The organism is Candidatus Omnitrophota bacterium, assembly GCA_040755155.1.
Lineage (GTDB): Bacteria > Hinthialibacterota > Hinthialibacteria > Hinthialibacterales > Hinthialibacteraceae > JBFMBP01.
The window spans coordinates 94,797-120,740 of record JBFMBP010000143.1; the positions used below are offsets into that span (position 1 = coordinate 94,797).

At 50.1% G+C, this 25,944-nt stretch carries 18 protein-coding genes; 4 read left to right on the plus strand and 14 right to left on the minus strand.

Annotated elements, in window-relative coordinates:
- Positions 1-114: 114 nt before the first annotated feature.
- The 4 genes from AB1656_21890 (at position 115) to AB1656_21905 (ending at position 5,037) form a co-directional block, all read left to right on the plus strand.
- Positions 115-849: a glycosyltransferase family 2 protein gene (locus tag AB1656_21890; protein MEW6238050.1), complete on the plus strand. Its 735-nt coding sequence runs from the start codon at positions 115-117 to the stop codon at positions 847-849.
- Between the two features lie 26 nt (positions 850-875).
- Positions 876-2,411 (plus strand): glycosyltransferase family 39 protein, encoded by a 1,536-nt coding sequence (locus AB1656_21895; GenBank protein ID MEW6238051.1) that lies wholly within the window; start codon positions 876-878, stop codon positions 2,409-2,411.
- 16 nt (positions 2,412-2,427) lie between these two features.
- Positions 2,428-3,099, plus strand: a complete 672-nt coding sequence (locus AB1656_21900; GenBank protein MEW6238052.1) for a phosphatase PAP2 family protein — start codon at positions 2,428-2,430, stop codon at positions 3,097-3,099.
- 186 nt (positions 3,100-3,285) lie between these two features.
- A complete protein-coding gene (locus AB1656_21905; protein MEW6238053.1) occupies positions 3,286-5,037 on the plus strand; it encodes a DEAD/DEAH box helicase in 1,752 nt (583 codons plus the stop codon).
- A 24-nt stretch (positions 5,038-5,061) separates the two neighbouring features.
- Here the strand turns inward: AB1656_21905 and AB1656_21910 are convergent, their stop codons facing one another.
- The 14 genes from AB1656_21910 to AB1656_21975 form a co-directional block, all read right to left on the minus strand.
- A complete protein-coding gene (locus AB1656_21910) occupies positions 5,062-5,643 on the minus strand; it encodes a DJ-1/PfpI family protein (GenBank protein MEW6238054.1) in 582 nt (193 codons plus the stop codon).
- 192 nt (positions 5,644-5,835) lie between these two features.
- Entirely contained in the window at positions 5,836-6,945 is a 1,110-nt protein-coding gene (locus AB1656_21915) for a type IV pilus twitching motility protein PilT (GenBank protein ID MEW6238055.1), read from the minus strand.
- A 410-nt stretch (positions 6,946-7,355) separates the two neighbouring features.
- Positions 7,356-8,867: an SLC13 family permease gene (locus AB1656_21920; protein ID MEW6238056.1), complete on the minus strand. Its 1,512-nt coding sequence runs from the start codon at positions 8,865-8,867 to the stop codon at positions 7,356-7,358.
- 274 nt (positions 8,868-9,141) lie between these two features.
- The gene (locus tag AB1656_21925; protein MEW6238057.1) at positions 9,142-9,678 is read right to left on the minus strand and encodes a CBS domain-containing protein; all 537 of its coding nucleotides are present in this window, start codon (positions 9,676-9,678) and stop codon (positions 9,142-9,144) included.
- Positions 9,679-9,708: 30 nt separating this feature from the next.
- Positions 9,709-10,140 carry a response regulator gene (locus AB1656_21930; GenBank protein ID MEW6238058.1) on the minus strand — a complete coding sequence of 144 codons (432 nt, stop codon included), beginning with the start codon at positions 10,138-10,140 and terminating at the stop codon, positions 9,709-9,711.
- Between the two features lie 45 nt (positions 10,141-10,185).
- Positions 10,186-10,863 carry a hypothetical protein gene (locus AB1656_21935; protein ID MEW6238059.1) on the minus strand — a complete coding sequence of 226 codons (678 nt, stop codon included), beginning with the start codon at positions 10,861-10,863 and terminating at the stop codon, positions 10,186-10,188.
- Positions 10,860-11,231: a response regulator gene (locus AB1656_21940; protein MEW6238060.1), complete on the minus strand. Its 372-nt coding sequence runs from the start codon at positions 11,229-11,231 to the stop codon at positions 10,860-10,862. The genes AB1656_21935 and AB1656_21940 overlap by 4 nt, the downstream gene beginning before the upstream one ends.
- Positions 11,232-11,237: 6 nt before the next feature.
- Positions 11,238-12,965 (minus strand): ATP-binding protein, encoded by a 1,728-nt coding sequence (locus AB1656_21945; protein MEW6238061.1) that lies wholly within the window; start codon positions 12,963-12,965, stop codon positions 11,238-11,240.
- Complete coding sequence (locus AB1656_21950) at positions 12,966-14,210, minus strand: cytidylate kinase family protein (GenBank protein ID MEW6238062.1); 1,245 nt, start codon at positions 14,208-14,210, stop codon at positions 12,966-12,968.
- A 511-nt stretch (positions 14,211-14,721) separates the two neighbouring features.
- The gene (locus tag AB1656_21955) at positions 14,722-19,470 is read right to left on the minus strand and encodes a PAS domain S-box protein (protein MEW6238063.1); all 4,749 of its coding nucleotides are present in this window, start codon (positions 19,468-19,470) and stop codon (positions 14,722-14,724) included.
- 279 nt (positions 19,471-19,749) lie between these two features.
- Entirely contained in the window at positions 19,750-21,192 is a 1,443-nt protein-coding gene (locus tag AB1656_21960) for a nitronate monooxygenase (protein ID MEW6238064.1), read from the minus strand.
- Positions 21,193-22,463: 1,271 nt separating this feature from the next.
- Complete coding sequence (locus AB1656_21965) at positions 22,464-23,495, minus strand: low specificity L-threonine aldolase (GenBank protein ID MEW6238065.1); 1,032 nt, start codon at positions 23,493-23,495, stop codon at positions 22,464-22,466.
- A 66-nt stretch (positions 23,496-23,561) separates the two neighbouring features.
- Positions 23,562-24,698 (minus strand): hypothetical protein, encoded by a 1,137-nt coding sequence (locus AB1656_21970; GenBank protein ID MEW6238066.1) that lies wholly within the window; start codon positions 24,696-24,698, stop codon positions 23,562-23,564.
- Positions 24,699-24,736: 38 nt separating this feature from the next.
- Positions 24,737-25,681 carry a hypothetical protein gene (locus AB1656_21975; protein ID MEW6238067.1) on the minus strand — a complete coding sequence of 315 codons (945 nt, stop codon included), beginning with the start codon at positions 25,679-25,681 and terminating at the stop codon, positions 24,737-24,739.
- Between the last annotated feature and the right edge of the window lie 263 nt (positions 25,682-25,944).

Sequence of the window (25,944 nt, forward strand, 5' to 3'; positions counted from 1 at the left end):
CTTATTCTGACATCCAAAACGCCGCTTTGGAAAAAAAGACGGGGGGAATATGATAGATAATAACCGACTACTGCTTGATATCGATATTATCTCAAATCAAATAGATCGTTGCTTATGACCAATTCGAATAATACTCAATCCCCCGAAATCTCCATCGTCGTTCCCTGTTACAACGAAGAGGAAAACGTTCTTATCCTTTGGCGCTCGCTGCATGAGGTGATGGACGCTTTGGGACGCGATTACGAGCTTCTTTTCGTCAACGACGGCAGCGCCGATGGTACGGAAGCGGTTTTAACCGGACTGAAAACGCAAGATGCGCGTATGCGCGTCATTCGCTTGAAAAAGAACTCAGGCCTTTCCTCGGCGCTTTTGGCGGGATTTCAATCGGCGCGGGGGGAGTATATCGTAACTTTAGACGCCGACTTGCAGAATGATCCGCAGGACATCCCTCAACTACTGGCCTATTTGCCGGAATACGATATGGCCTTCGGTTGGCGCAAAGACCGCAAGGACAACATCATTCGCGTTCTTTCCACCAAGATCGCCAACGGCGTGCGCAATTATCTTACGCAAGAGAATATTCCCGATATCGCCTGCACGCTGAAAGCTTTCAAGCGTTCCTGCCTGAACTCGATCAAAATGTACAAGGGGATGCACCGCTTCTTGCCGACATTATTCCACATCGAAGGCTATAGGACGATTCAGATTCCCGTCCGCCATCATCATCGCCAATTCGGCCAGGCGAAATACGGCGTATGGAACCGCCTCTTCGTTTCCACCGCCGACTGTTTCGCCGTGCGCTGGATGATCCGGCGGCGCATCCAATTCGAGAAGGAAGAGATCGAATAAACCCAATGCTTTTAGAAATAACAAACATGAGCAAGCTGCGCCGCGGCTTTTGGATTCTTTTCTGGGCGGGTCTCGCCGCGCGGCTGTTGTATGTGACGGCGGGTTTCATCGAGTTGTCGCCGGATGAAGCCTATTACTGGCAATGGTCGCGGCGGCTGGATTGGAGTTATTACAGCAAGGGGCCGTTAGTGGCTTTTCTGATTCGCTTGGGAACGCTAATCGGCGGCGATACGGCGTTCGGCGTCCGATTACCGACAGTGATACTATCCGCGTTGACGCTTTATTTTTCTCTGAGACTCTACGACCGGCTTTTCCCCAAGGACGATCTCGGCGTTTTTTTTATGGCCGTGTTTTACAACACGATTCCCCTTATGTTAGTTGGCAGCATGATCGCGACCATCGATCCCCCTTTGTGCGCCGCCTGGATGGGCGGAACGCTAGCCTTGCATAAAGCGGTGAGGGGCGAGCGTTGGGGTTGGGCGGGATTGGCGTTGGCGCTAGGTTTCGGCATCGCCGCTAAGTATACCATGCTGCTCTTTCTTCCTACCATATTCTTTTATCTTTTATCTTCTTTTGAAAACTGTCTATGGATGAAGCGGCTGAAACCCTATCTCGCCATCGCATGCGGAATGACATTTCTTCTTACAGCCTTGATTTGGAACGAACAGCATCAATGGGTTACTTATCGCCATACGATGGCTTTAGGGCATATCGGCGCAGCGACCCAGTGGCCGAAAAACCTGATCAATTTTCTCGAAATGATGGGAACGCAGGCGGGCGTCATTTCCCCCATTCTCTTCGTTTTGTTGATAATGGGCGTATGGATTCATGGAAGCAAACTATTGCACTTCTTCAGGGATGAGACCTATGATGGATCGGCGTTGATTCTGTCTTCTTGCGCGCCCGTCTTTCTTTTTTATTTTCTGCTCTCTTTCGAGCGGCCGATCAATGCCAATTGGCTGGCGGTCGTTTATCCTCCCGCTATCCTCGCCGGGGCGCAGGTTTGTGCGGAAAAATGGCGGGAAGGGTGGGGAAGAAAGTTATTGCCAGCAGGCGCGGCGCTTGGAGCGATTCTTTGCTTTGGCCTGCTCTTCTCCGATGTCTTTCATTTTCTTAACTTGCCGCAATCGCAAAAATGGGATCCCGCCGCCCGCTTGAAAGGCTGGAAAGATTTTGCTGCTTTAGCGAAGAAGGCCGCCGACGGTTTGCCTCAAGACGTTCCCTATTTCTATTTCGGCGACCGCTATCAGACTTCCAGCGAACTCTCTTTTTATCTTGAAGATCATCCCTGGACTCTTTGCGCTTCCAGCGTTCCGCTTTCCAATCAATACGACGTTTGGGGCGGATCCCGGCAAAAAATCGGCTGGAACGGCGTCTTCGCCATGCGCGACAAACGCGCGGAATCGTTGATCCTGCCCTGGCAAGTGGATAAAGCTTTCGCCCGCGTCGAATCCGCCGGAGAAGCCACCGTGGTACGCTATGGGAAAATCATCCGCTGCGACCGCGTCTGGCGCTGCTTCGATTTCAAAGGATGGCCGATGCAAGTGGAATTGAATCCTTGACGGAGAAGGAAGGCTGATGGGATTGTTCAAAGCGTATTTCAATTATAAAAAGTTGGCTTTATGGGCATTTCATGGCCTGATGATTTCCATCCTTCTCTATTTCGATACCCCCATGTATCGCGGTTTTCAATCCGCCTTGCAATGGATGAATCAGCAATCGTTTATTCTTTATCATGAAATCGTCAAACTGCGCCACTGGCGTTTCTTCAATGAATTCGGCTGCGCTTGGGCGGGGATTTTGATTTGCTATTTTATTTGGGAGTATGATCGGGAAAATCGCAAAAAAATCGTCGTGCTCGCCGTTTCCGCGCTGATTTCCGTTTCGATCTATACGGTTCTCCAAGCAACCGTCGGTAAACTTCGCCCTAGCGTTACCGATGGAGTGGCAACCTACCTGCCGTTTCTTATCGGTTGGCAGTCGGATAACAGTTTGTCGTTCCCTTCGGGACATGCCACGTTTGCGTTTACGCTGGCTTCTTTTTTGGCGCTGCTTTATCCGCGCCGGAAATACTTTTTTCTGCTTATCGCCACCGCCACGGCATTGGCGCGGATCTATTTTCACGCGCATTACTTCTCCGACATATACGCAGGCGGCGTTATAGGCTTCGAAACGACAAATTTCGTCTATTTTTCTTACGAATGGATCACGGCGAAAAAAGGAATCGGCCTCAACGTTTCCGCGCCATAACATCCAAATCGCGAGCTCTTCCAGTTTTTGCCAATAAATTCATGGATTGATAATAAAAAAGGATAAGTTATACTTTTTATTGATCTATTCGATTGATGCCTTTCTTATCGCTGGAACCATCCGCCGCCGCTTTAGAACTCATCATAAGGATAATCGCAGAACCATTCGATTTTACAAGGAGATTTTATGTCCGCAACGATTTCATCGCTGCCGGGTTTTAGCGATTTGGCATTGCCCGAACCTTTGATGAAGGCCCTGAAAGATGTGGGGTACGAAACGCCTTCGCCCATCCAAGCGGCGACGATCCCGCCTCTTCTGGCAGGGAAAGACGTGCTGGGACAAGCTCAAACCGGAACCGGGAAGACCGCCGCCTTTGCGCTGCCCATCTTATCGCGCATCGATCTGAAGCGGATGGAACCGCAAGCGCTGGTGCTTACGCCTACGCGGGAATTGGCGATTCAAGTCGCCGAGGCTTTCCAGCGCTACGCCGCTCACTTGAAAGGATTTCACGTCTTGCCCATTTACGGAGGACAGGATTTCAGCGGCCAATTGCGTCAATTGAAGCGGGGCGTCCACGCCGTAGTAGGAACGCCGGGTCGGGTGATGGACCACATGCGCCGCGCCACGCTTAACCTCGATGCGCTGAGATGCCTGGTGCTCGACGAAGCGGACGAGATGTTGCGCATGGGATTCATCGAGGATGTGGAGTGGGTGTTGGAACAGACGCCGCCGCAACGCCAGGTGGCGCTATTTTCCGCCACCATGCCGGAGACGATCCGCCGCATCGCCAAACGTTATCTGCGAGATCCCGAAGAAGTAACCATCAAAGTGCGGACGGTTACGGCGGAAACCATTCGCCAACGCTATTGGATGGTGAGCGGACTGCATAAACTCGACGCCCTGACGCGGATTTTGGAAGCGGAATCTTTTGACGGCATGATCGTATTCGTGCGCACCAAAACGGCGACGGAAGAACTGTCGGAAAAACTGGAAGCGCGCGGCTTCGCCTCGGCGCCGCTCAACGGCGATATCCAACAGAAGCAGCGCGAACGCACGGTGGAGAGATTTAAAGCGGGAAAGCTCGATATCCTGGTCGCCACGGACGTAGCGGCGCGGGGACTTGACGTAGACCGGGTCAGCCATGTCGTCAATTACGATATCCCCAACGACGCCGAATCGTACGTCAACCGCATAGGCCGCACTGGCCGGGCGGGACGCAGCGGCGAAGCGATTCTATTCGTCGCCCCGCGCGAAAGGCAGATGCTGCACGCCATCGAAAAATCGACGAAACAGAATATCGAGATGATGGCGCTGCCCACGACGGAAATTATCAACAACAAGCGCATCGCCAACTTTAAACAACGGATCACCGATACGCTGGCCGTCAACGAGATCGGATTGTTTTATCAAATCGTCGAACAATACCGCCAAGAGCATAATACTCCTCCGCTGGAGATCGCTGCTGCTTTGGCAAAAATTGCGCAAGGCGGCAAAGACCTGTTGCTGCCCAACGAACCGAAGCCGCCTAAACCCGAACCGGAAGAGGCGCTGCCAAGGAAAAGAACATCCTCCAAACGCGGCAAAACCAACTCCGCCATGGAAAAAGGAATGACGCGCTACCGCGTCGAAGTAGGACGCCGCGACGGCGTAAAGCCGGGCAATCTCGTCGGTGCGATTACCAATGAATTGGGTTTGGAAGGTAAAAATATCGGACGGATCGATATCTATGACGATTTCTGCGTCATCGATTTGCCCGACGATCTCCCGCTGGATATTCTGCAGTCGCTTAAAAAAATTTGGGTGGCCGGCAAACCTTTAAAAATATCGAAATATAGCGGCGCTCCCAAATCGGAGCCAGCGACGAAAAAATATAAATATATTTCAAAGACCGCAAAGAATCGGGGGAGTCGTTTTCCCAAAAAAAGCAAAAAGAAATAAACACTTTTTTGCGGCGCCGTTCTCTCACGGTTCGATTGTCGTTCCCAGAACTTGGAGAAATTTCGCCAGCCAATCTGGATGGGCGGGCCAGGCGGGAGCGGTAACGAGATTGCCGTCTACATGCGCTTTGTCGATAGGAACGTCTACCCATAGGCCGCCTGCAAGGACGGCTTCCGGCTTGACGGCGGGATAGGCTGTGCATGATTTCCCTTGCAACGCGCCTGCCGCCGCGAGCAGTTGCGCTCCGTGGCAAATGGCGGCGATGGGCTTTTGGGCGTCGGCGAAATGGCGCACGGCGGCGAGAACGGCGGGATTGAGGCGAAGGTATTCGGGCGCGCGTCCGCCGGGGATGACCAAGGCGTCGTACTCTTCTGCCTTGATCTCGTTGAAAGTTGCGTTCAACGCGAAATTATGGCCGCGTTTTTCGCTGTACGTTTGATCGCCTTCGAAATCGTGCACGGCGGTGCGAACCGTCTCGCCGCTTCTTTTGCTCGGACAGGCGGCATGAACGAGATGCCCGACCATCGTCAAGGCCTGATAGGGAACTATAACCTCATAATCTTCCACAAAATCGCCAACCAGCATGAGTATTTTTTTGACGCTCATGTTTTTTTCCTTTTATTACCCATGTCCGAAAAATTCGTCGCTTTGAAAATTCCTCTCCCAAGATTGGGAGAGGTTAGGTGAGGGTTGATAGTATTAGACTTATTTTCCCCTCACCCTCGCCCTCTCCCAAAGGGCGAAGGAATTTATAAGCAACAATCCTAACGCAGAATGGTATTATACACTCTCGACTGATTATATTACGCTGATTACTCGTCCTCTTTCCGCGCCGTTTTTCTCTTTTTCCGCCGCCTTGCCGATCGCTTCGATCAGCGCCTGGGGATTGCGCATGTGCTGCGCCGCTTCTTCGCGGGCGATGATTCCCCGCTGGTAAAGGCGAATCAGCGAAGCGTCCATCGTCATCATGCCATCCTTCGCTCCCGTTTCGATGACGCTGTAAAGTTGATGCGTTTTTTGTTCGCGAACAAGGGCCGAGCAGGCATGGTTGTTGCGAAGTATTTCCACAGCCAATACCCGTCCGTTGCCGGAGGCTTTGGGGAGAAGGCGCTGCGAGATAACGGCCAGCAGCGTCAAAGATAATTGCACCCGCACCTGTTGTTGTTGGCGTTCGGGGAAAACGTCAATAATGCGGTCGATGGTTTGGACGGCGTCGTTGGTGTGCAGCGTAGCCAAAACCATGTGCCCGGTTTCCGCCGCCGTGAGAGCCGCGCCGATGGTCTCCCAGTCGCGCATTTCGCCGACGAGGATGACGTCGGGATCTTGGCGCAGGACGTATTTCAAGGCGGACGTGAAAGAATGGGTATCGCCGCCCAGCTCGCGTTGATCGATGACGCTGTTTTTATGTTGGTGGACGTATTCGATTGGATCTTCGATGGATACGATATGGCAACGCTTGTTCGAATTGATCAAGTCGATCATAGAGGCGAGCGTCGTCGATTTTCCATGCCCCGTCGGTCCCGTAACCAGGATCAGGCCTTGAGGCAGCAAGGCGAGGTCGTAGACTACTGGCGGCAATCCCAGGCTTTTCAGTTTGGGAATTTCACGGGGAATGGGACGAAAAGCGGCGCCCACGCTTCCTTTCTGATAATAAACATTGACGCGGAAGCGGTGTTCGGTTCCTACGCCCAGCGAAAAATCCAATTCTTTATCCTCTTCGAAATCCAACCGCTGTTTTTCGTTTAAAAGCGTAAAAACCAACCGCTTCACTTCATCGGGAGAAAGAGAGGGATAATCCGTATGCCGCAGTTCTCCATGAACGCGAATGATCGGAGGAACTCCCGCCGTTAAGAGCAAATCCGACGCCCCTTCCTCCGCCGTGATGCGAAACAAATCGGTAATTTCCATACCCGTCTATCCTTTTCTCAAATCGCAAAATGAATCGATAGTAAGAGTATAACATTGTTCTCGAAAAATGAACATAAACAAAAGCGGCCTTTTAAAAGGCCTCACGTGCGAATCAGAAGAAAATTGTTTTGAGGATGGTTATTGATGCAGAAGAACCGACATTCCCATTAGCGGCCAGACGAACAATCCGAACGCTGCTCGTAAAACATAAGCTTTAAGATGGCGGGAATGCCTAACAAGGATGAATTTGCCGGAGGAGGAGTGCTTACTTAAGTAGGCGAAAGCGTTGGGCGATTAGCGTCTACAAGTAGCAAAAGGCATTCCCGCCCTCATTAATAACATATATAGTATAATCTGCGAGCAAAGTCAATCAATCGTTCGCCGTTTCAGGAAAATAAGTTAATGGATGGCTAAGGATGCAGGAGGACGGACATTCCCATTAGCGGCCAGATGAACAATACAAACGCCGCCAACAAGATCATTAGCATTAGGCTGGCGGGAATGCCTGCAAGGAAGAACTCGCCGGAGGAGAATTGCTTACTTTCGTACGCGATGGCGTTGGGCGCGGCGCCTACTAGAAGCATAAACGGCATTCCCGCCGCAGCTAATGATGCAAACAGTATAACATCGGGTGCGACGCCAAGATAGGGGGCTATCGCTAAAGCCACCGGCAAAGATATGGCGATGGCGGCGACGTTCATGATGAAGTTGGTCATAATCAAAACGAATAAAGCGATCCCCATGACGAAGACGAACCAGTTGGCTTTGTTGAACATCGCCAACCAGTTGACGGCGAGCCATTTGGCAGCGCCCGTGTTCCAAAGGCAATAGCCGATGCTCATGGCGCCGCCGAAGAGCAGAATGATGTTCCAAGGGATTTGCTCTAGATCTTCGACGGTTAATATTTTAAAGAGGAAAAATAAAACTGTGGATGTGAGGATAATGGCGGTTTTGTCTAACGGTTGCAGAAAAGCGAAAAAAGAGCGCATACTCATCACGCTCACAGCCCCGATGACAATGACGAACGTCAGGATTTCCCGGTTGGAAACAGGTCCCAATCGGGAATGCAGCGATTTCGCCCTTTCGCGCAGGCCGGGGATGGTTTTCTTTTCCGGTTTGAAGAAAATCATGAAGAAAAGCCAGATCAACAGCACCATCGACCACCCTAAAGGCAGCATGTAATACGTAAGTTCGAAGAAAGTGATTTCCCGCTGGGTAAAATCCTTAAAGAAACTGATAGCTACGGCGCCGCGCGCAGCGCCGAGCAATGTAACCACGCTGCCTGCTCCCGCGGTGAAGGCCATGCCAATGAAAAGCCCTTTGCCGAATTTGGTGGGCTTATCGCTCTCTTCGTATAAGGCGTAGATCGCCATTAGGAGGGGGTAAACGGTGGCCGCCACGGCGGTATGAGCCATAATCAGAGTCAGGGAGGCGGTTAACAGGAAGCAGCCCAGATAAATCATGCTGGTGCGTTCGCCGACTAAAACCAGCATTTTATAAGCCAACCGTTTTGTCAGGCCGGACTTGGTAAAAACGAGTCCGATAACAATAGAGGCGAAGATGAACATGACCGACGGATCCATGAAATCGTGAAAGGCGTCTTTGGCGTCGCGGATCAGAAATAATGCCTGAATCACTCCAATGGCGAGACTGGTGGCGCCGATGGGGATAACCTCGAAAACCCACCATGTCGCCGTCAACAGGAAAAGAGCCAGAGCGCCTTTCCCTTCGCGGGTGAGGACGAAACGCTCTCCTTTCGGATCTACGGCGTCGGTCCAGGGACCGGAAAAGTATACGATGGAAAAAAAGAAAACTCCCAGGAAAATAAAAAAGATACGCTTCCAATCGACGTAACGAACCGTTTGACTCAGGTATGTAATAGAGGGACTCGGTTGGCTTGGCGTTTTGGCAGGTGCGTTCATGTAATGCGTTTCTCCCCAGAAGAAAATGGATTTGAGCCCATATTCATCAATGCCGCGCCCCTGGTTAGACCTTACCGGAGGCGCGGCGCCTGTTGGATAAAATCAATCTCAAGCCGGAATTTTTTTGTAATTCCTATCGCCATTCTCAAAACATATTAAAATCAGTTGCATCCCATTTCATGGAAACCGCCCGATTATTTGCTATTTGGCGGTTGAATAAAATAACATTTTCTTGGCGCCGAAGGCGTGGATAAACGTTCGCTCCTCCGGCGATTTACAACGCTTCGCTCACTAAAATTCGCGTGATCTCGTTATACACTTCCACGGAGCGGATGACGCCCACAACCGTTTTTTCCTTCAGGACGGGGAGAAGGCTTAAATTATTGACGACCATCTTGTTGATAACCGTCAAGATATGATCTTCGTAATCGACGGTTTCCACAACTGGCAGCATCACGTCGCTCACCGGCCGTTCCGCCCGATCTTTGAAGCTTTTAAGAATTTTATCGTAAGAGAATTCGGCTAAGTTGGAATCGAGTTCAATATCGAATACTTTTTTACTATAGGTAAACGACTTCTGCGTCAAAAATTGCGGTTCGAGTCCCCGAAGAATATCGCGGCGGCGCACCATGCCATGCAGTTGCCCGTCCAAATCGAATACCAGAACCACGCGGGGCAGAGAAGTATGTCCGAGAAATTCGATTTTGGATTTGGCCATTACGTCCATGACTTGGAGCAATGAGAACCAGCAGGGGACGTGGGGATATTTATCTAAAGGGATCATGAAATCCTTGACTCGTTTGCTTTCCATGGGTCTAATCCTTTCGCGGCGCCAATGGGATTACCAGCCTTTTACGCCCATGATTTTATTGATTTTTTCTTCGATCGCCTGTTCGAACAAGAGTTCTTTTTGCGATTTCGCCTCGCTGATTTTCGCTAAAAGCTCTTGCAGATCGGCCGGTTTTTCCAAATAATCTTTCGCGCCTTGCTTCATGGCTTCGACGCCGCTTTTCACGTCGCCGTGGCCCGTGAGCATGATGACGTGCAAATGGGGACATTCCTCGCGCAATTTTTTCAACGTTGCTAGGCCGTCCATTTCCGGCATCCAATAGTCCAGGATCGCGATATCGAAATCCATTTCCCGCGCTTTTTGCAGCGCCGTTCGTCCATTGGCGGCGCATTCCACCGACAAACCTCGGGCGATTAGGCGCTGGGATAGGACATTCGTAAAATCCTCTTCGTCATCCACCAACAAAACTTTCGCGAGCGTCATCGTAAACACCTCGTAGGGATTAGGCCGGAATCCGGCGTACGTTTCCTATTGTCCTCGCTTTTCTACCGACAGGGCAATGGGAAAAGAAAGAACCAACGGGAAATTGATGGCCGTACCCAGTTCCCAAAATAAAGTTCCATTCAAACGTCGCATATCTGCTGACAATTCGCTCTTCATTTTAAGGACGTCTCCGTTTTCTTTCCAGGCGGCTGCGGTTATGCTGATTTCCGCTAGATTCTCTAGGCGGCGACTGGCTATCGAAACGGTTCCTCCGCCAGCCAATGCGGAGCTGGCCAGCTCGAACCCGGCAAACGCCAACCGTTGAATCTCGAAGCGGACGCCAGTTATCATGATCGGTTCCTGGCAAAGCATCGTTTCAAAGCGGACGCCTTTGAGCGCGGCGCGGCGTTGAGCCATGGCTGCCATATCGGCGATGACGACGTGCAAATCGAATTCGGAAATCGGATCGTCTACGCTGTGGGCGAAGCGGTTCATTCTTTTAACGATTTCCTCGCCTCGGCGGATTTGTTTTTGAATGCCCTCGGCGGCTTGGCCTAATCGTTCCAGCCCGTTATCGTCTCCTTGTTTGAGACCGTAAAGAAGATCGTTTACAAGTCCGGCCAATTCGTTGACGATGGCGAGCACGTTGTTCATTTCGTGCGATACGCTGGCGGTTACGCGGCCGAAAAAAGCGAGTCCTTTATCCTCCCTCATTTCGTTCATGATGGTTTTCCCAAGGCCTGCTTCATTTTTTTTATCAAGTCGTCGATTTGAACCGGCTTCACCAAATAGTCGAAGGCGCCTTCCCGAATTCCCTCTTTGCTCTCTTCGATGGAACCGCGTCCCGTTTGCAGAATGATCTTGATTTGAGGATTGGTTTTTTTTATCGCCCGCATCAATTCGATTCCGCTCATTCCCGGCATTTTCACGTCGAGAACGACGACATCGAATTTCTTTTCCGCCAGGATTTTCAAGGCGTCCCCGGAACTCGTCGCGGCGGCGGCGTCGCAGCCTCGGATCACTAGGCGTTCCGCCAGCGTATAGACCAACTCCGCTTCGTCATCGACGAGTAAAACGCTGAAATGTTCCATAATTTCTCATCCGCTAATAGATTTATCGATCGGCAGGGTTACGGTGAACGTCGTCCCCTCGCCCGCCTTGCTTTGCACGCCGATGCGGCCGCCCAGTTTTTGCACGATGCCATATGTGATGGAGAGGCCGAGGCCGGTTCCGTAACTTTTTTTCGTTGTGAAGAATGGCTCGAAGATATGCTGAATGTATTCTTCGGGGATGCCGCAGCCGTTGTCGGCTATGTCGATGGAAACAAACGAATCGTTTTCCTTTTTCAGTTCGATATCGATGCGGCCTCCTTCTTCCACGGCGGCGAAGGCATTATTGACGATATTAAGGAAGACTTGCTGCAATTGGCTGCGGTCGCTTTGGATCAAAGGAATCTCGTTCAACTCGCGGATGGAGATGCGCAAATTGCGGTAACTGGCTTCCTTTTCCAAAAAACCGAGAACTTCCGCGATAAGGTTGGCGAGATTTACCGTTTCCAGGCTTAAGTCCATGTGTTTGGCGAACCCTAAGAGGCGATGGGTGATAGTCCGGCAGCGCTCCACGGAATGAAGGATGGATTCGGCGAAAGCCTCGAGGCGTTCTTTATGGGGAAAGATGCCGGACAGCGTCAGCAGGTCTTTCATCAAACCCGCTTTCTCGTTGATGATAGCCAGAGGATTGTTGATTTCGTGGGCGACGCCCGACGCCAGGCGTCCGATGGAGGCCATTTTGTTGGTGTATTCCATCTCATGGAAAAGAGCGGCGCGTTTCTGGTCGGCTTCCCGTACGCGGGAGACGAGATACGTCGCCGTAGCGACGATCAAGATCAGTATGACGATTACGCTCAGGATCAAGAACAAGAACAGTTCGCGCCGCAGGGCGAACCAACTCTTGTTCAATTCGGATGAATCCGTAACGACCATGAAGATGAATGGCGATTGCTGGATATAGGAATAGGCCAAAAAATAAGGATGGCCGTTCTCGCCAGCTTGTTCGACGACTTCGCTGGAGTCGGAATAGGGCGGAACGGGAATGGCGCACTTTTGCATTACGTTGCCGTGATTGACGGATGGAGTCTGCATAAAGCCTTTTTGGTTGATGAGAAAAGCGTCGCTGGACGGCTTCAAGGACAATGAGTGAATGCGTTGATTCAACATTTCCATATCGATCGTGGCCCGCAAGACGAAGAAATTATGCTGGATTTCTTCCGATTTGACGGCGATGACGAAATGGGGGAAATTGCGGTAGCCCGTAAACATGTCGCTGACGTAAGCGCCGCGCAGATTCACTTCGTGAAACCAATCCTGATCGGCGTAATTCCTGTCCAATAACTCATAGGGGCCTTCGTAGGAGATTTGCCTGCCTTTAGAGTCGATGACTCCCAAATCGATGAATCCGCCGAAGGAGCGCTTGAGATTCTGCAAGGTGGCCGCCAACTTTTGGGGATCGGTCAATTCGGATATCGTTTTTTCCTGAACGAGGAAATTGAGAGCGAAGCGCCGTTCCTCCAAGAGAAATTCCAAGCCCCGCTTCATGATGGCCGTTTGCTGGGATAACGGCTGAATTGTTTCGTGACGCAATGCGCGGCGGTATTGCGAGTAGTTGACGGCTGTCATAACGATGAGCGGCAGCAGGCAGAAGGTAGATAGCAAAAACACGGAATTTTTCCATAATCGGCGATAACGGATCAGCTCGTTCTCGCCGTTCGCGCCTTCTCCCCACCAACAAGGAGCCGCTTTGTAATAAATCTTTTTGAGAAAATTCATTTAGGGATTCGCGGATTCATTTCCACGCTGGTATTCGTTTTCCAGCCGCTTTTGGATTTTTTCGTAAGCCTGCTTCATGGTTTGAGCCAATTTGTCGATATCCACTGGCTTTTGGAGATAAGCGAAGGCGCCCAACTCTCGCGTCAGTTCCTCGTCCTTGGCCGAACCATGTCCCGTCAGGATGATGACTTCAATGTTGGGATGATCTTTTTTCAATTGGCGGAGAACGTCCACACCATGAATGCCCGGCATCATCAAATCCAGCACCACCACGTCAGGCTCGTCGTTCTTGACCAGAGATAGCGCTTCTTCTCCGTTATAGACGACCTGCGAAGGAATGTTTCTCATGCGCAGCCGTTCCGACAAGGTCAAGACGAATTCCTTTTCGTCGTCGACGAGCAAAACTTGGGAAGGAACCTCGAAATCGAGCGAGGAGATGCGCGAACGATGGAAATGCGGCCCTACTCTCGCCTCGGCTTTTTGGACGCCGGAGACAGCGGCGGCGATCCCTTCCAATTTCTTTTTCAAGCGTTCCAATCGCCAGGTGAATTTATTGATGAGAATGGAAACGGCGCCGTAATCGCAATAGACCTCCATCTCGTAGCCTTTTTTCAACAAGGCGATTTGGACGCGGGCGGCGATGGCGAAATCCTCGACGGCTTGCCTAGAAGCGGGCGTCGTTTTTAAAGTATCTTTTTGAGCGTTTTCTTCGATGAGTTGAACGGCTTCTTCGATGGACATCGAGTGAATGGGAATCTTTATATCGTAGAGCTTTTGATCCCAAGGACCGATATCGAAGAGAAATTGCGTCCACTGGCATTGCCGTTCGTCGTCTTTTTCGATCTTTTGCGCCGCCTGCTTTTCCGTCAATTTATCCGCTTCCATCGCTTGCCGGATGCGGTATTCGCGATCCGCCACGATGCAAATGCGCAGGATATGATTGAGGGTTTTGGGAAGGAGATGGCCTGCGAATCCGTGATAGACGAAGTTGTCTTTCTTCAAACGCTCGGCGAATGCCGATCGAATATAGGCGATGTTCTGTTCTTTTTCGCGGGTGACGTTGTTGAGAAGCGGCGGGGGATCGTGCATAGCGCGGGATAATTTTTCCAAAGGCGAATCGAAAAGCCTGGAAGCCTCCTCCAGGATTTCCGAACCGATGAAATCGTATCCCATAAGTCCGGCGGTTCGTTTCGCGATTTCTTCTCCGTGGCAATGCGAGGCGCTAAAGAGAGTGATAACGGACATAGATTTTCTCCCAGCGTTTCCGCTGGATCCCGGATAGAATAATAATAATGGCCGGCTCGGCGCCGACATGGAAAAGCGTTCTGGGCGTCATTCGCGTAACGCTAATATCGAGAAAAGCCATTCGATTCAATCGCATATCAAAACAACAAATCATCCCATTCTTATTTGAAGAGAGGAGGTTTCTTATGAAGAATTCCGCTCGATGGAAGGAAGCATAGCATATCCAAGCCGCGAAATTCAACTCACGCCGATGATTTGCGCAGGAGAATCCCGCCCGATGTAGGCGGGCTATATCAGGCAGAAACTAATATTCAAAGACATTTGATTTTGAACGTTGCATTGTTGAATAAGCCCCCTCACCCTAATCCTCTCCCGGAGGGCGAGGGGACAATTTCAAATGTCATAGAGTACTAAGGCGTTTAAGAAATTATTGGTGGGGCTTGCTTCGCTCGACCCGCCCTATGTTTTTCGAAGTGTTTCAGAAGAGAGAATGATGGAATGGCATTTCATCTCAAAGGGTTTCGTCTAAAACTTGCCTTATTTTGAGGGAGAAATCGCTAAGGCGGTAGGGTTTAGAGACGATTTCCGCGGCGCCGAAACGGAGCAGATCTTCCGCCTGGCCGGCTTCGGAATAACCGCTGCTGATAATCACCTTCGCGTCCGGCGCATCGTTTTTAATCGCCGCTAAAACTTCGCGTCCCGACATTTCCGGCATGGAAAGATCGAGGATCGTCAGATGAATGCGGTTTTTGTTTCTTAAAAAAAGGTTCAATCCCTCCTTGCCGTCCGCCGCCAACAAAACTGTATAACCAAGATTTTCGAGGGATTCCTTGGCGATATTTCGAATCATTTCTTCGTCGTCGACGAGCAGAATGGTTTCGAATCCAGCGGGGGCGGGCGGCTCCTCTTCAATATCTTTGGTTAGATTGACGTCTTCCTGAACAGGAAGATAAATTTTAAAACGCGTCCCCTCGCCGGGTTGGCTTTCCAATTCGATCCACCCGTTATGTTGTTTTACGATTCCGTAAGCGCTCGCTAAGCCAAGGCCGGTTCCCTTGCCGACTTCCTTTGTGGTAAAAAAGGGATCGAAGGCTCGTTGTTGCGTTGTTTCGTCCATCCCGATTCCATTATCGTATACGCCAAGGACGATATATCGGCCGAGCCGTGCGAAAGGATGGGTTTGACAGTAGTCTCGATCAACGATCGCCGCGCTGGTTTCCAGGACGATTTCGTAATGGTTATCCATCCTCGGGAGCGTCTCCTGGTTGTGTATGGCGTCCTGAATGGCGTCGCGGGCGTTGACGCAAAGGTTCATCGCCGCCGATTGGATTTGGCCGTAGTCTGCAAGAATCGTCGGAAGATTTTCTTCTAGCCGCATAACGATTTGAATGCGCCGGTCGAACGTTTCGCCGATAAGGCGGCATATTTCTCGGACGACTTCGTTCAAATGGATTGGCTGCAAGGCGATATCGCTTTTACGGCTGAAGGCGAGGAGTTGTTTCACCAGCGAGGCGGCTCGATCCGCCGCCATTTTAGCGTCGACGAGATGCTTATCGATCCGTTCTGGAAATTTCATTTGCGCCAGACAGATATTGCCGATGATCCCGGTCAAGAGATTGTTGAAATCATGGGCCACGCCTCCGGCCAATTGGCCAACCGCTTCCATTTTGAGAGATTGCCGCAATTGTTCTTCCAGCTTTTTCAACTCCGTGATGTTGCGGGCTACGCCGATTAAGTTGACGATTTCTCCTTTTTCATTATGAATAACGCTGGTTTGCAAGGAGATGAAGACGTCGTCTTCATCTTCCATACGAAAAATAATCTCGCCTTTCCATTGGCCTTTTCTCGTCGCTTCCATAATTTCTTGGGGAGTAGCGCCTATGAGGTACGGTCCGAATATTTCCGAAACGCTTTTTCCGATTAAATCGCCAGGAGTGAATTCAAGATCGTTTTCGACGGAAGGACTGAGGTAGGCGATTCGTCCTTGGGGATCGGCTACGACAACCCATTCGTTCATGTTTTCTAGGATGGCGGCTTGGAATCTCAGTTTTTCTTCGCTTTTTCTCCTCTCTGTTATATCGCTGAATATTCCTAAAACGCCTGTGATTTTCCCTTCGGCGTCTCTAACCGGCGTTTTGAACATTTCCACCCATCGATCGCCGAGAACGGAATGGCGCTTGACGATTTCCAATGGTTGGCCCGAATTAAGAACCTGTTTATCGCTGTTATGAAATTGCTCGCCGTAAGGGGAGGGAAACAATTCCAGGCTGGTCTTTCCCACAATCTCTTCCAGGCGAAAACCGTAGATTTCGCAATAACTTTTATTGGCGGAAATAGTACGGAGTTCGCGATCCAGAAGATAGATGCACAAAGGCGCATTATCGACGAGGGTGCGGTAAAGCAATTCCCGCCGCGCCAATTCATTTTCCGCGCGCTTTCGTTCCGTAATGTCGCGGACGAGAGCGAGGTAAAATCGATCGCTTCCCGATTCGAAAAGGCCGACGCGAGCTTCTATGGGAAATCGGCTTCCGTCCTTACGTTGAAAAATCCCTGGAACGGTTACGGGAGCGTCGGGCGTCAGTTCCCGCATGACGGCGCTTTTGATTTGAAAAGGAACGCTGATTTCCAAATCATTGAGGGTGAGAGACAATAACTCTTCGCGGGCGTATCCCAAGGACTCGCAGGCGTAACGGTTGGCGTCGATAATCCTTCCATCTTCGTCATTGACGATGATGAATTCGGCCGCTTGATCCACCAAATTACGAAATCGTTCTTCGCTATGTTTCAGTTCCGAAGTCCGAACTTCAAGATTTTCTTGCAATCTCGCGGCGTATTGCGCGATTTTTCGCCTAGCCCAAAGAGAGTAGACGGCGAGGAACGAAATGAGGCTGAAACCGATAACGAAGAACGCTTGAATCGAGGCGTATCCAAAGAGGCTGTTGGGCCTAACGTAGAAAGAATGCTGGACCGGCGAATCTTCTATATCCAAGCCTTCGTCTCGAGCGCGAATGTAGATAGTCCGCCGTCCAGAACGAAAGCCGCTTATGGAGATAGTTCTGTTTTGAGCCTCTTGATATAGACTCCATTCCCCCTCGTCGATTCGCCAGGAGAAATGAAAATTTCTGTCGGATAAATGGGGAGAGTAGCGTTCGATGCCATATAGTTTGACATCGATGGCTTCTCCTTCCAAGATTTCATCGGGAACGTTGACAATAACGGTTTTCGGCTTGATTTCGTCGGGATGGTAACGCAGCGTCGATTGTTCCGTTTGAATCCAAATATCGCCCCGTTGGTCTATAAAAGCGTCATGGACTTCGGCGGCGTTCGGAATCGTGAGTTGGATAGGAATATGGTTGGTCTTTTCCGATGCGATGAAGAGGCGGCGATAGCCGCCGAATAGAATCGTTCCCTCCTCGTTGATTTTGCCGAATCGCCGAGCATCGACTGCGTAATAGTCCCATTTTTGAGTGAGCTTGTTCAAGCGCGTTATAACGCCATAGTCAGCATAAGGGCTGTAATAGCCGAACCAAACGTCGTCCCGGCGATTGTCTTCGAACATCGAGAAGACGTTTTTGCCTGGAATCCCAACTATCGGCATCCATTCTTTTTTTCCTTCCGGTCCGACATAAGAATAAACGCCGGTTTCGCCATAAAACCACAATTCTCTTTTTCGATTGACAAAAAAGGTGATGCGGCCGGCGTTCGCCACTAAATCGTCGAGCCGTTGTTTTTGCGCCATCTCTTGATTGATGTAATATAGTTCGAACTTTTTTTCTTTCTCCAGCAGATACCACATGCCTTGAATGGGATCGGAAGCGCTTTGAACGATGCGGCCCGACTGCAATTCCGGCAGGATTAGCGGATTCCAATTTTTCCCATCGAAAACGGAAAGAGCTTGATTTCCATTCTTATCAAGGCCGTTAAACCAGATTTTCCCCTGTGAATCTTTATTGAATCCTTGGGGCTGGGCCAATCCCGTTTCGTCCAATCCATAATCGACGATCTCATCACCGGCGAAACGGGCGATGACTTTCTCTTTCCAACCCCAGACGTCATTGTCCCTTCCGAGGGCGATGTTATCGAAAACGGCGGAACAGGTTTTCCATTGGCGGCCCCCGTCATAACGGACGATTCCCTCTTCTCCGGCGAACCACACGCGGCCTTGTCGATCTACGCAGCGCGGGGGCGGAAGGTTTTCGTATTCCCGCCACTCGCTCCCCTCTCGCATCCAACGCATGATGCAAGCGTATCCTACGGCCCATAACGAACCGTCCGGAGCTTCTCGGCAGAATTCGATATTCCCGATGGGATTCAGGATATTTCCCGAAAACGCCGTAAAATTCCAACCGTTCCATTGTAGAAAGGCGCGGAGGTTCGTTTCCGTATCCTGACATGAAATAAGCAGACCATCGCGCGTGGAACAGATTTTGTTCGGTTTGGGGAACAAATTGTCGAAGCGGATCCATTGGCCGTTTTTTAATAGATAATGCGCCTTGGCGGTTGTAGCGAGAACGCCCCATTGAGGCGATTCCGCAATGCACCAGAAAAAATCGTTGGCGCCGGGCAGGTTTTCCATTTCCAATGGATTGATCCAGCGTCCGTTCATCCATTGGGCCAAGCCTTTGGAAGTCAATACGAACTGACGGTTTTGCGAATCGCGAAAATAATCGACGATATAATCGCTGGGCAAGCCGTCTTTTTCCCCGTAGATTTTCCATTCGCCGTTTCGATAGGAAAAGAGGCCTCCCGCCGCATTTTCTTGGGGCCAACGGTCGCAACAGAACCATAGGGCGCCATCCTTGTCTTCAACGATCCGGCGTACGCTGGTTTTGGCTAGTCCCGTTTGAGAATCGAAAGATTGAAAGGTTGCGCCGTCGTATACGCCTGCGCCTCGATCCGTTCCTACCCATAATCTTCCATCGCTGGCGGACAGTACGCATCGGACGAATCGAGTCGGCAAACCTTCCGATTCCGTATAACGCCGCCATACGTATCCGTCATATTGATAGAGACCTTCTTCCGTGGCGAACCAAACATTCCCCAAGCGGTCGAAATCGAAATGGAAAATGAGTTTGTAATGAAGGGCAGCGTCTTCAATATAAGATTGCATTTTCCAGGGTTGGTCTAGTTTTTCGATAGGAGGTTCGATTGATCGCCATGCCGCGGCGGGAAGATTTTGGGAATGAGCCGACGATTGGATGAACAAAAAAACGTATTGGAACCACAAAAAATTCATCCACCATTTATGAAACGCGTTCATGAAGAAGTCCTTGCGATCGATGGCCTGATGGAATTTGTCGTGATCCTTACTTTCCCATAGCTAAAGAACATCGCGTCAACGGTATATATTCATTTTATCCTTTAATAGCATCTGTTCAAAATTATTTTGGCGGCGTTTCAATCAAAAATTAGAGTAACGTATAAGCCGCTCGCTTCCGAATTCGCCGATCCGAAGTTTTTCAGATGGATAAAGTAAGAAAAGCCTTACGATAATTTAGTTCTCGAAGGTCGCATTAAAGTATAAAGGTCGGCGCTTGGTTCAGGCTAAGGCGGCGGCTAATTCCATTTGGGGACAGAGTTCCCGCACGACGTCGGCGGCGGAATAGGATAAATTGCCATTTTTCAGAAAACGAGCCACCAGCGAGAGATCCTTGCCGGAGGTGATGAGCGGTTTTTCCACATAGCCCGAACGCTGCGTCTGGCATAAACCGATATTCGACAGCAGGGAATTGCAAAGACACTTGCGTCCCTCCGTATCGCTCGCCTCTCCTCCTTTGCGCGCATAATCTTCCTTCGGTTCGGAGGGACAACGGTATTTCACGCGGTTATCTTCGTCTTTGTAGGGCGTGCGCAAATAACCCAGATCGCAAATGCGGACTCTTTCTTCGTAGTCATCCTTATCGGATAGCGTGCCTTCGAGATTCAGCACTTTAAAAGGAAAATTGGTAGGCGACGCCTTGGGATCGGTATACACTTTCGCTTGGTTCGCAAGAATCAACGTAAGTATCCGCTGCTTGATATCCCTGGAAAGACCCGATTCTTCGCAAAAGGCGAAGGGGCTGCCGATTTGAACTCCCGCCGCGCCTTGCTCTAATGCTTGTTCGATGCGCAGAGGATCGCCATAGGATCCTGCAAGCCAATAGGGTAGTCCGATTTCGTTAATTTTTTCGAGATCGACTTCGTCTTTTTCGCCGTAAATCGGCTCTCCATCGTCATTGAGTTGCATGGAACCTCGCGGCGGGGCGTTATGCCCTCCCGCCGTTGGTCCTTCGATGACGAAACCATTGACTTCGCCCGTCGATTTCTTTTTCAAGGAGATGGCCAGCGTGACGGAGGAGATGATAGCCAGGAAATTGGGACGTTTAAGCGCTTGCGAAATCTTCCCGATGATTTTCGCCGGATCGAACCGTATGCGAAAATCGTCTTGAGGGTCCGCGCCCAATACGTTGATCCGAAGAGATGCTTCGTCGTGATGGGTGAATTTATCCAATACCCCCGGAATTTCGCGCGGGATGCCCGCGCCCATTAGCACGTAATCCACGCCCGCCAGCATCGCTCCATATATGGAAGCGAGGTTGGGCAGTTGAATTTTTTCGAGGTAGTTGATTCCCACAAGGCCGTTATGCCCTTCTTTCGCCAGAAACACTTCGACGAAATTGGCGGCCGTCGTCAATTCTTGCAGCGCTCGGCTGGGAGTAAGCGAGTGCATAGGGATGAGTTTGAACGCTTCTTTTAGCTTCTTTCCGCAGGGGATGAAATAATTATCGTAAATGCGTTTGGCGATATCCTGGATGGGAAAATGTTCCAACGCCCGGCGAATGTGGCCGCCAGGATCGCCCAGTTGCAGCCGCCGGGCCAAGATCGAATCCAATGCGGTCCCGGAGACAACCCCTAATTGACCTGTTTTCGAGACGGCTTTTGCGAGAATCCAGTTGGAGACGCCGGCCCCCATTCCCCCTTGAATGATGATTGGATGGCTCATGTAGATTCCACAATTCCTTTCTGAGAAGCAATTCCGGCCGACATTTTGTCCAGGTATTCAACAAGGGTTGGTTTGCTCTTCGTCAATAGTATCCGCCGTTAAATGCGTTCAGGTATTTATTATGTAGAGTTTACCTAACTTGAGGAGGATACGGAATAGTTGCCCGTCGAGTTTTCTCAAATGATTTTCTTCGTAACCATGCGCCTTAAGATCATTCATACTCAAACGGAGAACAAACAATCCGATCAATTCCCTTTAATATTTGATTATTAGAGCCTCTTGCAAAACTATATTATTCCTCCCCCAAGCTTGGGGGAGGTTAGGAGGGGGTTGAGATAAGTCTAACAAAATCAACCCCCCTCTAACTCCCCCCAAGCTTGGGGGGAGAATTGAAAAGAAAATTATACCATTTTTGCAAGAACCTCATTAGTTTAAAAAATTTCTTTTCCACCTCTTCCGCGGAACGAATCGCGATAGGTTTTTCTCTCAACAAAAGTGTCTTATTTTAGGTTGTTTTTTGGATTGAGATAGTGTAAAGCATCGAAGAACGAAAAGTAAAAGTAGGTATTCGATGTTTAGACGCTGGAAGACTCTCGGCCTAAATAACAAATAATCCATTTCGAAACATCCATAGAATTCCCCGGCGATCGGCATTCATGGAATCGCCCTATTCTTTTCGGGGCGGGGATTCGCTACTTTGTTTTTTAAACAGGATTAGCAAAAGCGTATCTTTCATCATGTTTTCTTTTTGGATTTCTTGAGATCGAAAAAGGACGCCAAAGATGTAGTTTTTTTACTTTCCTGCTCCGCGATGAATTCATATGAACGAACAAAATAATTAACGGTATCAACGATTGATCTTTTGAAATGAAGGCAATCATTCATTTATTTGCATTTTTATTTTTTGGGCTTGATCTATTTTTCGAAATTAATTACAATTTTACTATGTTATAACATTATAATATTATAATGTTTAATGATTAAAAAATCAAATAAATCCCAAATCAAGCAGAGACAAACGAGGATTAACGTTATGTTGAATCTACCCCTTCTATCGTTAGCCATTAGTTCGGGCATTAAACAGAATCTGGCTGTATTAGGAACATGCCTGCTTATCGCTCTATTTATATTGATTTCCAGTAAAAAAACGAAAAAAGATTAAAAATCCACCCCAGAGATATTGAAAAAAAGAATAAATAACGGCGCGTTTTTTGCGAAGGTATTCATATGAGTAATCCAATAAAAATATGAAGTTTCGGCTTCATCGTTGTTTATTCCTTCCCAAGGCATTTTCGTATATGCCGGACGAAATCGCAGATATCTTCCGGAATAGTATCGAACGAAGTCATCCAACGGACTTCAGAGGTTTCTTCGTTCCAGACGTAGAAGAAAAATTTTTCTTGAATCTTAGGGATGATTTCAGCGGGGACGATGGCGAAGACGGCGTTGGATTCCACTTTTTGCGTGATTTTTATTTCGGGGATTTTTTCGATCTCGTTCGCCAACATCAGAGCCATAGCGTTAGCCTGTTCAGCGTTTTTGCGCCATAAATCGTTGGAAAGATAGGCTTCGAATTGGGCGGAAATAAAGCGCATCTTCGACGCCAACTGCATACCCTGTTTACGGATATATTTGAAATTTTCGGCGAGTTTTCGGTCAAAGAAAATAATGCACTCGCCGTACATCAAACCGTTTTTCGCGCCGCCGAAAGAGAGAACGTCCACTCCCGCCTCAGCCGTGAGACGGCGCAGATTGACGCCAAGATAAGCCGCCGCATTGCATAAGCGGGCGCCGTCAACATGCAGCAGCAGTCCGCGCTCGTGGGCGAAGGCGGCGATGGCTTCGATTTCCGGCAATGAGTAGACGGTTCCGTATTCCGTGGCTTGAGCGATGGATATGACTTTAGGCTGAGAATGATGCTCGAAGCCGATGCCGTGGATATGTTTGGCTGCATCTTCTATGGATATCTTGCCGTTAGGGGAAGGAACTGTAATCTGTTTGCAGCCGGTAAAGCGTTCCGGCGCTCCGCATTCGTCATTATTGACGTGCGACGCATCCGAACAGAGGATGGAATGGTAGGAACGCGTGATCTGCTTGAGTCCGAGAACATTGGCGGCCGTACCCCCAAAGACGAAATAGGCTTCGCAATCGCTTCCAAAATGCTCTTTGACTTTGCAAATGGCTCTTTCCGTAAAGGGATCGTCTCCGTAGGCAATAACATGGCCATTATTAGCGGCGGCGATCGCTTCGAAAATATCGGGATGGACGCCGGAATTATTGTCGCTGGCGAAACTTTTTTTCATCTTTCTCTCTTTCGATATAAAAAATGGATGATTGATTTTCATTAAGGAAGAGTATGGAACGGGGGCTTATGGCTCCAGGGTTTTATAGTATATTTCCCACGCCAGTGCAGTGTTGACGATGGCGGAGGCTGGCAGGATGGGGATGTCGTATCCTTCCACTCGGACGCAGCCGTCCGCCCACGGCCATTGCGGATCGATCCAGATGACGCCGGGATCGTCCCGATAATCGCGAGCGGACAGAATATCGGCGTAGACAACGCGCGCTCCGGCGGAGCGGGCTTTTTTCAGCAGCGGCTCCGGCGGGTGTTGATAGCCGATGTGGATAACGGCGTCGCCTGCCGCGTATTCTTCCTGCGGCGGATCGAAGGTGAAGCCGGAATTATAATCGCAAGGTTCGAAAACTTTCCCGATTTCCGTCTCCCGAACTTCGAAGGGAGGAAAATGGGCCATGCTGTACATAAAAAGCCGTTTGCCGTCCGCCTTGGCCTGCCGCGCCCATTTGCTCGCCTGATCGATTTTACTCCGTTCTTCCTTCTCTATCTGTTTTAGAAAGCCGATAACCGTATCGGCGTAGGTTCTGCCTATCGTTCCGGCGGCGACGGGCGCAACTGGATTCGGTTCATGCCACAGAATCCCTTTTTTGAGAAAACGGTCGATGCGGGGATAGCCGCCGTAGAGTCCGATGGTTTCATAGACAATCGGCATTTTCCCCAACCGGGTGAGGGCGGCGATCAATTCGCCGGTGAAAATCCAGGCGGGGATGATATTAGCCAGCGAGGGCGAGATGCCGCACTCCTTCGCATAGTTGGCGAAGAAAGCCGAATCGCGTTCTCCAGCGTTCTCGCCAAAAACGACGATAAACGCGCCGGAATCATAGAGGTTCGGGCTGACTTGAAGGGTGGGGGTTTGACCGATGAGGACGACGTCGTTCTTATCCGGCGCCGCTTCGCCCAGCCGTTTGACGAGCATCAAGCCTCCCGCGCGCCCGCATAGTTCGCTGACGAGCGACTCTTGCCCGGCGGCCCAAAGCATTCCACCATACGCCAGGCGTTGGGCGGCTTTTTCGACGGGAATTTTCATCGCATCAAGGCGGTTGCTTTGGAGATCGAGCGCTTTCGCCGTTTTCAATAAATAAGAATCGCCGAAAGCGGCGTTGTGGACGATTCCTAGAATCAGGGAAAAAACGACGAAGATTCGTTTCATATAGCCGCCTCTCCTGGCGGGCGGTTAAGGGATGAGGATTAGTTCTTGGAACGCTTCGTTTCCAATGCTCTCAACGCCGGGGAATTTTTGGTGAGGGCGTAGAGATGTTGCAAACGGGCTAGGCTATAAGCGTCGCCCTGCGCGATTTCATTGAAGATTTTTTCGTAGAGTTGGATAGCGTCGTGATAAAGAAAGTTGGCTTCATAAGTTTCCGCCAGCAGCGTCAGATAGGCGGGATTGCTTTTTTCCGCTTCCATGAGGATTCGAATCTCTTTCTCCACCCCTTCGACGGCTGCTGTTTGCTGGGGATCGATGATTCCCACGCGCATATCTTTTTCCTCGCTTATAAACGCGTTGTTGGCGTTGATCTTTCGGATGAAAATATAGTAGGCTTGTCCTGGAATCGGTTCGTTACCCGCATGATCCTTATCGAGGGGCAATTCCAAGTTGGCGGAGTCCGATTTATAAACGAATGTCGGCGTAACGCCTACAACTTCCAAGGCGTAGCGTTCTCCCGCTTCCAACGGCGCGAATTTCAAGACGATCTTCTTTTCCCGAATCAGTGTATTGCGAGGATAAAGCAGAAGCGGCGCGCGGTCGGAATTTCTCGTCGTCGCTTGCGCTCCAATATCGCTGCGTCCCTTGCCGCTGGCGAACATTCCCAAGCCGAGTCCTTGGATAGTTTGGCCTTGTTCTTGTCCCACGGTCAATTCGCTGTTGGCGGGCAGGTTGATCATCTTTCGCTGCACCGTAATCAAGACGGCCTTGGAATCGGCGCCCGTGGTCAGGCGGTCGCCTGCGAAAAGATCGTCGCCTCGCGCGGCGTCATGTCCTTCAGTCATCGCGCGCCGGAACGCCTGCACCGTTCCTGTGGCGTACATGATTTTGGCGTAAGGCTTCGGCGTTTCCGCAGTCATGCCGGTTAAAGACGCCGCGCCGATGAGGAAGAGGATAAAAAATAATGGCCAAAAATTTCGCCGCATAGCGTTTCGCCCTCCATCAATATAGTCTTCGTTTCTATGGGTATATTTAAAATAATAGAGCCTCTTGCAAAACTCCATAATTCCTCCCCCAAGCTTGGGGGAGGTTCAGGAGAGGGGGTTAACGTAAGTCCATTAAAATCAACCCCCCTCTAACTCCCCCCAAGCTTGGGGGGAGAATTTAAAAGCGGATTTTATTAATTTTGCAAGAGCCTCAATAGAATGATTATATCACAGACCGCCGTTGGGAATGCGTTGCTTCGCCG

Bases quoted from the DNA above. Each gene is read 5' to 3' on its own strand.
- AB1656_21890 (MEW6238050.1), top strand. From the start codon at position 115: ATGACCAATTCGAATAATACTCAATCCCCCGAAATCTCCATCGTCGTT.
- AB1656_21895 (MEW6238051.1), top strand. From the start codon at position 876: ATGAGCAAGCTGCGCCGCGGCTTTTGGATTCTTTTCTGGGCGGGTCTC.
- AB1656_21900 (MEW6238052.1), top strand. From the start codon at position 2,428: ATGGGATTGTTCAAAGCGTATTTCAATTATAAAAAGTTGGCTTTATGG.
- AB1656_21905 (MEW6238053.1), top strand. From the start codon at position 3,286: ATGTCCGCAACGATTTCATCGCTGCCGGGTTTTAGCGATTTGGCATTG.
- AB1656_21910 (MEW6238054.1), bottom strand. From the start codon at position 5,643: ATGAGCGTCAAAAAAATACTCATGCTGGTTGGCGATTTTGTGGAAGAT.
- AB1656_21915 (MEW6238055.1), bottom strand. From the start codon at position 6,945: ATGGAAATTACCGATTTGTTTCGCATCACGGCGGAGGAAGGGGCGTCG.
- AB1656_21920 (MEW6238056.1), bottom strand. From the start codon at position 8,867: ATGAACGCACCTGCCAAAACGCCAAGCCAACCGAGTCCCTCTATTACA.
- AB1656_21925 (MEW6238057.1), bottom strand. From the start codon at position 9,678: ATGGAAAGCAAACGAGTCAAGGATTTCATGATCCCTTTAGATAAATAT.
- AB1656_21930 (MEW6238058.1), bottom strand. From the start codon at position 10,140: ATGACGCTCGCGAAAGTTTTGTTGGTGGATGACGAAGAGGATTTTACG.
- AB1656_21935 (MEW6238059.1), bottom strand. From the start codon at position 10,863: ATGAACGAAATGAGGGAGGATAAAGGACTCGCTTTTTTCGGCCGCGTA.
- AB1656_21940 (MEW6238060.1), bottom strand. From the start codon at position 11,231: ATGGAACATTTCAGCGTTTTACTCGTCGATGACGAAGCGGAGTTGGTC.
- AB1656_21945 (MEW6238061.1), bottom strand. From the start codon at position 12,965: ATGAATTTTCTCAAAAAGATTTATTACAAAGCGGCTCCTTGTTGGTGG.
- AB1656_21950 (MEW6238062.1), bottom strand. From the start codon at position 14,210: ATGTCCGTTATCACTCTCTTTAGCGCCTCGCATTGCCACGGAGAAGAA.
- AB1656_21955 (MEW6238063.1), bottom strand. From the start codon at position 19,470: ATGAACGCGTTTCATAAATGGTGGATGAATTTTTTGTGGTTCCAATAC.
- AB1656_21960 (MEW6238064.1), bottom strand. From the start codon at position 21,192: ATGAGCCATCCAATCATCATTCAAGGGGGAATGGGGGCCGGCGTCTCC.
- AB1656_21965 (MEW6238065.1), bottom strand. From the start codon at position 23,495: ATGAAAAAAAGTTTCGCCAGCGACAATAATTCCGGCGTCCATCCCGAT.
- AB1656_21970 (MEW6238066.1), bottom strand. From the start codon at position 24,698: ATGAAACGAATCTTCGTCGTTTTTTCCCTGATTCTAGGAATCGTCCAC.
- AB1656_21975 (MEW6238067.1), bottom strand. From the start codon at position 25,681: ATGCGGCGAAATTTTTGGCCATTATTTTTTATCCTCTTCCTCATCGGC.